This window comes from Luteibacter sp. 1214 (assembly GCF_031455395.1).
In the GTDB taxonomy this organism is placed as follows: domain Bacteria; phylum Pseudomonadota; class Gammaproteobacteria; order Xanthomonadales; family Rhodanobacteraceae; genus Luteibacter; species Luteibacter mycovicinus.
On sequence record NZ_JAVDSQ010000003.1, the window covers coordinates 515,257 to 524,045 of the forward strand.

Here is an 8,789-nt window from a genome sequence, read left to right on the forward strand (position 1 = left end):
AGCGCGGCGGTCATTCGAAAGCGAAGAAGTCGCTGCCGTGCTGGTCGATCATCTCCAGGGCCTTGCCGCCGCCACGCGCCACGCAGGTGAGCGGGTCGTCGGCCACCTGCACGTGCAGGCCGGTTTCCTCGGAGATCAGGCGATCCAGATCGCGCAGCAGCGCGCCGCCACCGGTGAGCACGATGCCGCGCTCGGCCACGTCGGAGCAGAGCTCCGGCGGGGTCTGCTCCAGCGCCGCCTTGACCGCGGCCACGATGCCGGACAGCGGCTCGTGGAGGGCTTCGAGCACTTCGTTGGAGTTGATCGTGAACATGCGCGGCACGCCCTCGGCGAGGTTGCGGCCGGAGATTTCCATCTCGCGGACTTCGCTCTGCGGGAAGGCGCAGCCGACTTCGAGCTTGATCCGCTCGGCGGTGGATTCACCGATCAGCGTGCCGTGGTTGCGACGCACGTAGTTGATGATGGCTTCGTCGAAGCGGTCGCCGCCCACCCGCACGGACTGCGAGTAGACGATGCCGTTGAGCGAGATGACGGCGACTTCGGAGGTACCGCCGCCGATGTCGAGAACCATGGAGCCACGGGCCTCGTGCACCGGGATACCGGCGCCGATCGCGGCGGCCATCGGTTCTTCGATCAGGAACACGTCGCGCGCACCGGCGCCTTCGGCGGATTCCTTGATGGCGCGGCGTTCCACCTGGGTGGAACCGCAGGGGACGCAGACCAGCACGCGCGGGCTGGGACGCAGCATGCGCGAGCGGTGCACCTGCTTGATGAAATGCTGGAGCATCGCCTCGGTCATGGTGAAGTCGGCGATGACGCCGTCCTTCATCGGACGCACCGTGGCGATATTGCCCGGGGTGCGGCCGAGCATACGCTTGGCGTCGCCACCCACTGCGGCGACGGCACGCGGGCCGCCCGGGCCACGATCCTGACGGATGGCCACGACCGACGGCTCGTTCAGGACAATGCCCTGCCCGCGCACGTAGATGAGCGTATTCGCCGTACCGAGATCGATGGAGATGTCGTTCGAAAAGAGTCCGCGGAACTTCTTAAACATGATGCGGCGGGCGCCCGTTGCGGCAAAAAGTAAGCGTGGAAGTCTAGATTGGCGCCCTCCCCCACGCAAGGGCGGAGCGGAGGCGAAGAAGTTAAGAAAGTCTTGTAAGTCCGATGGATGCGAGCGAAAGGTGACGCATATCCGTAATTCTGTACGTAAGTACCTGTCGCCTCGGCGGACGATTTTGGGTACGATCCGTCGGTTTGCCGAACCCCTCGCGTTCGGCGCTCGCGGCGGCCGGCTCACGGCCGCGCCATTCATCCTTTCAGGGTCGCCCAAGCATGACTGCCGTTATCTGCGGATCGCTCGCCTACGACACCATCATGGTGTTCCAGGACCAGTTCAAGAACCACATCATTCCGGACCAGGTGCATATCCTGAACGTGTCGTTCCTGGTGCCGGCCATGCGCCGCGAGTTCGGCGGTTGCGCCGGCAACATCGCATACAACCTGAAGCTGCTCGGCGGCGAACCGATGCCCGTGGCCACCGTCGGCCAGGATTTCGCGCCCTACCGCGCGCACCTCGAGAAATTCGGCATCCGCCTCGATGGCGTCCGCCAGTTCGACGACCAGTTCACCCCGCAGTGTTTTATCACCACGGATCTGGACAACAACCAGATCACGGCCTTCCATCCGGGCGCCATGTCCAGCGCGCACGAAAACCACGTGCGTGATATCCCGGACTATCAGTTCGGCATCGTCGCGCCGGACGGCCGCGAAGCCATGCTGCAGCACGTCGACGAGTTCGCCGCACGCGGCGTGCCCTTCATCTTCGATCCGGGCCAGGCGATGCCGCTGTTCAACGGCGACGAGTTCCGCTCGATGATCGGCAAGGCCACGTACGTCATCGTCAACGACTACGAGTCGCAGCTGCTGCAGCAGCGCACCGGCTGGAGCGCGGCGGACATCGCGTCGAAGGTCACCGCGTACATCATCACGCAGGGTCCGCGCGGCTCGCTGATCCACGTCGACGGCCAGACGATCGAGATCCCGCCGGCACGCGAGCACAAGGTGGTCGACCCCACCGGCTGCGGCGACGCGTATCGTGCCGGCCTGATCTTCGGCATCATGAAGGGCTACGACTGGCCGACCGTCGGCAAGATGGCGTCGCTGATGGGCGCGCTGAAGGTCGAGCATCCGGGCACGCAAAACCAGTACTTCACGTACGAGCAGTTCGCGACCGAGTTCGAAAGCCAGTTCGGTTACAAGCTGGGCTGATAGCCGCTTGTAAGATGCTTGAAAAAAGGGGCGACGCATCGATGCGTCGCCCCTTTTTTCAAGCAGCAAACGGTAGGAGCGCGCCCCGCGCGCGACCCACCCCGCGACAAAGCCCATCACGCGCAGGGCGCACCCCCACACGGCCGCGTCAGTTCCTGGGCTTGAACCCCATCGTCGCCGTCACCGCCTGCTTCCAGCCTTCGTAGAGGTCGTCACGCGCTTCCTTGGTCATCGCCGGCTCGAACTTGCGATCGACCGCCCAGCGCTTGGCGATATCCGCACGGTCCTTCCAGAAACCGACCGCGAGGCCGGCGAGGTACGCCGCGCCCTGCGCCGTGGTTTCCTGCACCTTAGGACGCAACACCGTCACGTCGAGAATGTCCGCCTGGAATTGCGCCATGAAGTCGTTGGCGATCGCACCACCGTCGGCTCGCAGCTCCTTCAGCTCGATGCCCGAGTCGATCTGCATCGCTTCGAGCACGTCGCGCGTCTGGTACGCCATCGACTCGAGGGCGGCGCGGATGAACTGTTCCTTCGTCGTACCGCGCGAGAGACCGAACACAGCGCCACGCACATCGCTGCGCCAGTACGGCGCACCAAGACCGACGAACGCCGGCACGAAGTACACACCATCGTTGTCCTTCGCGCGTTCCGCATACGACTGCGAATCCGACGCCTTGCCCAGCATGCGCAGACCGTCGCGCAGCCACTGGATGACGGAACCGGCGACAAAGATGCTGCCTTCCAGCGCGTATTCGACCTTGCCGTCCACACCCCACGCGATGGTGGTGAGCAGGCCGTTCTTCGACCGCACGGCCTTCTCGCCCGTGTTCATCAGCATGAAGCAGCCGGTGCCGTACGTGTTCTTGGCCAGACCCGGCTCGAAGCATGCCTGACCGAACAAGGCCGCCTGCTGGTCACCGGCGATACCGGCGATCGGCACTTCGCGCCCGAAGAAATGCTTGGCCAGCGTATTGCCGTAGACCTCGCTGGACGACTTCACCTCCGGCAGCATCGCGCGCGGCACGTTGAGCATCTTCAGCAGCTCATCGTCCCATTCGCGCTTGTAGATGTCGTACATCAGCGTGCGCGACGCATTGGTGTAATCGGTCACGTGCACCTTGCCACCGGTGAGGTTCCAGATCACCCAGGTGTCGATGGTGCCGAACAGAAGCTCGCCCGCCTCGGCCCTCTCCTGCGCGCCTTCGACATGGTCGAGAATCCAGCGCACCTTGGTACCGGCGAAATACGCGTCGATCAGCAGGCCGGTCTTCTCGCGCACCATCTCGTCATGGCCGTCGGCCTTGAGCTTCTCGCAGATGTCGGCGGTCTGGCGCGACTGCCAGACGATCGCGTTGTAGATGGGCTGACCGCTCTTCTTGTCCCACACCACCGCGGTCTCGCGCTGGTTGGTGATGCCGATGCCTTCGATACAGCTGGCGTCGATACCGGAGCTGCTGATGACCTCGGTCATCGTCGACAGCACGCTGGTCATGATTTCGCGCGGGTTGTGTTCGACCCAGCCCGGCTGCGGGAAGATCTGGGGGAACTCACGCTGCGCGGTGCCGGCGATGTTGCCGTCGTGGTCGAAAAGAATCGTACGAGAGCTGGTGGTGCCTTGGTCGATGGCGAGGATATATTTCTGCTTGCTCATCTGCGGCCTCACGAAATGGTGTTGGTGGAAGATGTGCCGCGCGCCGCCTTCTGGCGCGCTTCTTCAAGCGCACGCTGACGTGCTGGCAGGAAAGGATGCACGAGCAGCTGGTAAGCGCCGCCACCGACGACACCGCCGATCAGCGGACCGACGATCGGCACCCACCAGTAGTTGTCCGGCGACGGAAGCGCCGAGGGACCCCAGCCGGCGAAGTAGGCGAACAGTCGCGGACCGAAATCACGCGCGGGGTTGATCGCCCATGCTTCGAGATAGCCCATCGACGCGCCGATGGTGGCGACCAGCAGGCCGATGATCAGCGCGCCGTTGTTCGCGCCCGGTGCGGTTTCGTTGTACTGCTCGGTGATGGCGAAGATACCGAACAGCAGGAAAGCGGTGAGGATGATCTGATCGGACAGCGCGTGCATGGGCGAGACGGCCAGGCCCGGATGCGTAAAGAACACGCCCGCCGCACCGCCCGCTTCACGGGTCAGGTTGTGCGTGGCGTTGAAGTGATCGATGACCGGACCGAACAGCGCATAGACGATAGCCGCGCCAAGAAACGCGCCGATCACCTGGGCGATCCAGTAAGGCACGACTTTCTTCCAGGAGAAGTCGCGGAATACCGCCAGGGCCAGCGTTACGGCCGGGTTGGCGTGCGTACCGGACACCGATGCGGTCGCGTAGATCGCGATGGTGACCGCGAGACCCCACGCGATACAGACACCCCAGTAGGCATTCAGATAGGGACTAGGGTCGTAGAGCACGTACATGCATGCTACGGAATCGCCGAAAGCGATGATGATGAACATCGCCAGGGCTTCGGAAATCAACTCGCCTATATTTTGTCGCATGATCCGTCTCTCCATCGGTTTCATGGCAGGGGCAGCGCGTGAGCGCTACGGGTTAATGGCGGGGCCCTTCGGGACCCGCTGATTGAGGTATTCGGTAAGACGCTTCACGTCGTCCGGACCGACACGCAGGCCGATCTTGCTGCGCCGCCAGAGGATGTCTTCCGCTTCGGTCGCCCATTCGTGCCGGATCAGGTAGTCGACTTCAGCCTGGTACAGGTCGGAACCGAAGTGTGTCCCCAGCGCATCGAGGCCATCGGCTTCGCCCAGCAGATCGCGGGCACGCGTGCCGTACATGTGCGTGAGCCGCCATGCGAAGGTCTCAGGCAACCAAGGACGTGACGACCGGATGTCGTCGGTGAGCGCGTCGATGTCGCGCTCACCGCCACCGGGCAGCGGACGCGCGTCGGCCGTCCACGCCGGCTTGTCGTTACCCAGCAGCGGGGCGAGCTTGTCGACCGCCTCTTCGGACAGCTTGCGGTACGTGGTCAGCTTACCGCCGAAGACGTTCAGCAGCGGCGCCCCACCGGTCTGATCGATGTCGAGCAGGTAGTCGCGCGTCACTTCCGAGGCGCTGCCCGCTTCGTCCTGCAGCAGCGGACGCACGCCGCTGTAGCTCCAGACCACGTCGTCCGGCGTCAGCTGCTTCTTGAAGTAACGGTTGGCGGCGTCGCAAAGGTAACGCGTCTCGTCGGCGTCGATTTCCGGATGCGACGGGTCGGCCTTGTACTCGACGTCGGTCGTGCCGATCAGCGTGAAGTCGCGCTCGTACGGGATAGCGAACACGATGCGACGATCGGGCTGCTGGAAGATATACGCGTAGCGATGATCGAAGATCTTCGGAACGATGATGTGGCTGCCCTTGATCAGGCGCAGCGAGTGCGTGTGCTTCACGTGCACTACGTCGTCGAGGAAACTCGCGGCCCACGGACCCGCGGCGTTGACGAGCGCCCGCGCCTTGACGAAGTGGCGGGTGCCGTCGCGGGACTCGAGTTCAGCCGTCCAGCCGTCCGCGTCACGACGTGCGCTGACGCACCTGGTGTGCGTCTCCACCTTGGCGCCGCGGTGCACGGCGTCCATGGCGTTGAGCACCACGAGACGTGCGTCCTGCACCCAGGCGTCGGAATAGACGAAGCCTACCGCGAAGTCATCGCGCATCGGCTCGCCGGTGACGTGTTTGGCGAAACGAACGCGGCGCGAGCCCGGCAGCGTGCGGCGACCGCGGCCCAGATGATCGTAGAGGAACAGTCCGATACGAATCATCCACGCCGGGCGCAGATGCGGCTGATGCGGAAGGACGAAACGCAACGGCCAGATAATGTGCGGGGCCGCGCGAAGAAGCACCTCGCGCTCGGCGAGTGCCTTGCCCACGAGGGCGAACTCGAACTGCTCGAGATAGCGCAAGCCACCATGAATCAGCTTGGTCGCCGCGCTCGAGGTATGCGAGGCCAGATCGTCACGTTCACACAGCCACACCGAGAGCCCGCGGCCCACGGCGTCACGCGCGATGCCGACACCGTTGACGCCGCCACCGACCACCAGAACATCGACCTGCTCGACCATTACCCACCCCACTTGGCTGGGGGCGGCGCGTTGCTGAGGAGAGAACCCTACGCTCGGGTACGTTCGTTTTCCCTGAGGGAGCGCCCGAAGGGCGCAAAAACGAACATGTCAAACCATCGGCAAGGCGTCGCCCGCGTTGAAAGGAGCATATTCGAACACAAACGAACATCGCACGCTGCACTGCAGCGTACGATTTGTCTGTAATGCGAGCTGGGTAAGTCTTTCAAGAAGCGAGGGCGGGCCCACGAGCCGTCTGGGGAGGCGCTGGGAAGCCGCGCTGGGGGCGGTGACGCCCCTCAGTCCGCCACAAACAACCGCGTACCCGCCGCTTCGATCACCGGGAGCAACGGCTCCGGCGGCGTCTTATCGGTGAACCAGGCATCCACCCGGCTGAAGTCACCCAGCCTGACCATCGCGTTGCGGCCGATCTTGGTGTGGTCCGCCGCCAAGTAGACCTGGCGCGAGTGCTCGATGATCGCCTGGGCAACACGCACTTCGTGGAAGTCGAAGTCCAGCAAGGTGCCATCCAGCTCGATACCCGAGATGCCGATGATCCCGTAGTCCACCTTGAACTGACGGATCAGCTCGATGGTGGCCTCGCCTGTCACACCATGATCGCGAGCCCGGACCACACCGCCGGCGACGATCACCTCGAACGTCGGGTTTTCACTGAGCAGCAAGGCGATGTTGAGATTGTTGGTAATGACACGCAGGTCCCGACGCTCGAGCAGCGCGCGTCCCACCCCCTCGTTGGTCGTGCCGAGGTTGATGAACAACGATGACCCGTCGGGAATCTGTGCGGCGATAGCCGCGGCGATCCGGCCCTTCTCCGCCGCTTGCAATGTCTGGCGCGCCGCGTAAGCCACGTTTTCGACACTGCTGGTCGGGGTGCTGACGCCGCCGTGGTAGCGGCGAATCAACCCGCCGTCGGCAAGCAGGTTCAGGTCCCGCCGGATGGTCTGCGGCGCCACGTCGAAGTGGCTGGCGAGTTCATCGACACCGACGAAGCCCTGGCGCTGGACGATCGCGACCAGTTCTTCCTGTCTTCGATTGAGGCGTAAATCCATGACGTTCCCTTCTTGCACGACGCGCCGACATGATGGCGTCTAATCGGACGAGTGTCATGTTGCACCGGCGTCGATGCGTCGACGATCACACCTTTGCCTATTCAGCGTACTGGTGCGGCCTCAATCCGACATTCGTGGGAAGCGCGAGACGCGATCCTTGTTGCGCAGTCCGTGGGCTTCGTTCCCAAGCTGCGTAACGCGGCACCGACGCGTTACTCATCACGTCGCTGCGCGGCACGGCATGGCATACCTGGCACGGTACGACCGGCCATCGTCGCACGCGACTCAAGCCGTTCTATGCAAAGGATCTCCGTTGAATTCCGTTCGTTTTCTTTTCTGCACCATGACACTGTCCTGCACACCCGCCCTGGGCGTCCACGCACAAGACGCTTTTGCCGTCCCCCGGCATGCCATGACCGCGCTGCCGTCGCTGACTGCGGCAGACAATGAGATGCACGTGCCGATCGACGCGCAGTCCGTGGTGCCTGTCCCACGTGCGCCCGCTCCTGGACTCTCGAGCGTCCGTGTCCTTGCCGTGGGCTCGACTGCGTGCGGTTGGGAATATCCCGATGGCAAGGGAACCACGACATGCAATCACGGCGGCGGCGAGCTCCGCGTCGCCGTCATGGAGATCGGGTACGGATCCAACCCGATCGCGTCCATGAATGGCGGACAGTTGCCGCGTTCGGCCCAATACGCGAGCACCGGCATCTGTGTCACCGGCACGCAGTACACGTGGCCATGCACGCCAGGCCAGACGGTGGTCGGTTGGCTCAACGAGTACAACGTGGACGGCTACGAGTCCGGACTGTTCAAGTATCAGAACACGTCGACCAATGCACCGCACAACACGGTGTACACCCAGATCAACATTCTTTGAGCGTTGGATAAGGCGAGGCCTCTCCGGTAAGGGAGAGGCCTCAAGAACATAAAGCCCGTGGCGGTGACCTGTTGCGGGTCGCGCTGCGCGCAAAAGAAAAACCCGCCCTCTGGTGAGGACGGGTTTTTGGGATAAAGCCCCTGGCGGTGACCTGTTGCGGGTCGCGCTGCGCGCAAAAGAAAACCCGCCCTCTGACGAGGACGGGTTTTTGGGATAAAGCCCCTGGCGGTGACCTACTCTTGCATGGCTTGAGCCACACTACCATCGGCGCATGCGCGTTTCACTTCTGAGTTCGGGATGGGATCAGGTGGTACCACGCCGCTATAGCCGCCAGGGAAGGGGTGGGAGCAGCGCATTGAGCGCCGGCTCCACAGAGGGTGTAAACGAGTGACAAGCGTCCGGGTTTTCGTCGAACAGCGAGTTAAGAGATAAGACGGTGAAGCGTCTTGGGGTTATATGGTCAAGCCTCACGGCTCATTAGTACACGTAAGCTCAATGCATTG

The 8,789-nt window shown here is 63.4% G+C and carries 7 protein-coding genes and 1 rRNA gene; 2 read left to right on the top strand and 6 right to left on the bottom strand.

Annotation, left to right across the window (positions count from 1 at the left end):
* Nucleotides 1–10: 10 nt before the first annotated feature.
* A complete protein-coding gene (locus J2X57_RS10805; protein WP_036116143.1) occupies nucleotides 11–1,057 on the bottom strand; it encodes a rod shape-determining protein in 1,047 nt (348 codons plus the stop codon).
* 281 nt (nucleotides 1,058–1,338) lie between these two features.
* On the opposite strand from J2X57_RS10805, the gene J2X57_RS10810 reads away from it, so the two are divergent.
* Entirely contained in the window at nucleotides 1,339–2,274 is a 936-nt protein-coding gene (locus J2X57_RS10810) for a carbohydrate kinase family protein (protein ID WP_036116144.1), read from the top strand.
* Between the two features lie 148 nt (nucleotides 2,275–2,422).
* Here the strand turns inward: J2X57_RS10810 and glpK are convergent, their stop codons facing one another.
* The 4 genes from glpK to J2X57_RS10830 all read right to left on the bottom strand — a co-directional run bounded on the left by glpK (nucleotide 2,423) and on the right by J2X57_RS10830 (nucleotide 7,406).
* Complete coding sequence (glpK, locus tag J2X57_RS10815; RefSeq protein WP_036116145.1) at nucleotides 2,423–3,928, bottom strand: glycerol kinase GlpK; 1,506 nt, start codon at nucleotides 3,926–3,928, stop codon at nucleotides 2,423–2,425.
* Between the two features lie 8 nt (nucleotides 3,929–3,936).
* The gene (locus J2X57_RS10820; protein WP_036118475.1) at nucleotides 3,937–4,782 is read right to left on the bottom strand and encodes an MIP/aquaporin family protein; all 846 of its coding nucleotides are present in this window, start codon (nucleotides 4,780–4,782) and stop codon (nucleotides 3,937–3,939) included.
* 42 nt (nucleotides 4,783–4,824) lie between these two features.
* Nucleotides 4,825–6,339: a glycerol-3-phosphate dehydrogenase gene (gene glpD / locus J2X57_RS10825; protein ID WP_036116146.1), complete on the bottom strand. Its 1,515-nt coding sequence runs from the start codon at nucleotides 6,337–6,339 to the stop codon at nucleotides 4,825–4,827.
* Nucleotides 6,340–6,635: 296 nt separating this feature from the next.
* The gene (locus J2X57_RS10830) at nucleotides 6,636–7,406 is read right to left on the bottom strand and encodes a DeoR family transcriptional regulator (protein WP_036116147.1); all 771 of its coding nucleotides are present in this window, start codon (nucleotides 7,404–7,406) and stop codon (nucleotides 6,636–6,638) included.
* A 313-nt stretch (nucleotides 7,407–7,719) separates the two neighbouring features.
* Between J2X57_RS10830 and J2X57_RS10835 the strand changes: the two genes are divergently transcribed.
* The gene (locus J2X57_RS10835) at nucleotides 7,720–8,286 is read left to right on the top strand and encodes a YolA family protein (RefSeq protein WP_309866882.1); all 567 of its coding nucleotides are present in this window, start codon (nucleotides 7,720–7,722) and stop codon (nucleotides 8,284–8,286) included.
* 220 nt (nucleotides 8,287–8,506) lie between these two features.
* Here J2X57_RS10835 and rrf read toward each other — a convergent pair.
* A 5S ribosomal RNA gene (gene rrf / locus J2X57_RS10840) occupies nucleotides 8,507–8,621 on the bottom strand.
* Nucleotides 8,622–8,789: the final 168 nt, after the last annotated feature.

Bases quoted from the DNA above. Each gene is read 5' to 3' on its own strand.
- J2X57_RS10805 (WP_036116143.1), bottom strand. From the start codon at position 1,057: ATGTTTAAGAAGTTCCGCGGACTCTTTTCGAACGACATCTCCATCGAT.
- J2X57_RS10810 (WP_036116144.1), top strand. From the start codon at position 1,339: ATGACTGCCGTTATCTGCGGATCGCTCGCCTACGACACCATCATGGTG.
- glpK (WP_036116145.1), bottom strand. From the start codon at position 3,928: ATGAGCAAGCAGAAATATATCCTCGCCATCGACCAAGGCACCACCAGC.
- glpD (WP_036116146.1), bottom strand. From the start codon at position 6,339: ATGGTCGAGCAGGTCGATGTTCTGGTGGTCGGTGGCGGCGTCAACGGT.
- J2X57_RS10830 (WP_036116147.1), bottom strand. From the start codon at position 7,406: ATGGATTTACGCCTCAATCGAAGACAGGAAGAACTGGTCGCGATCGTC.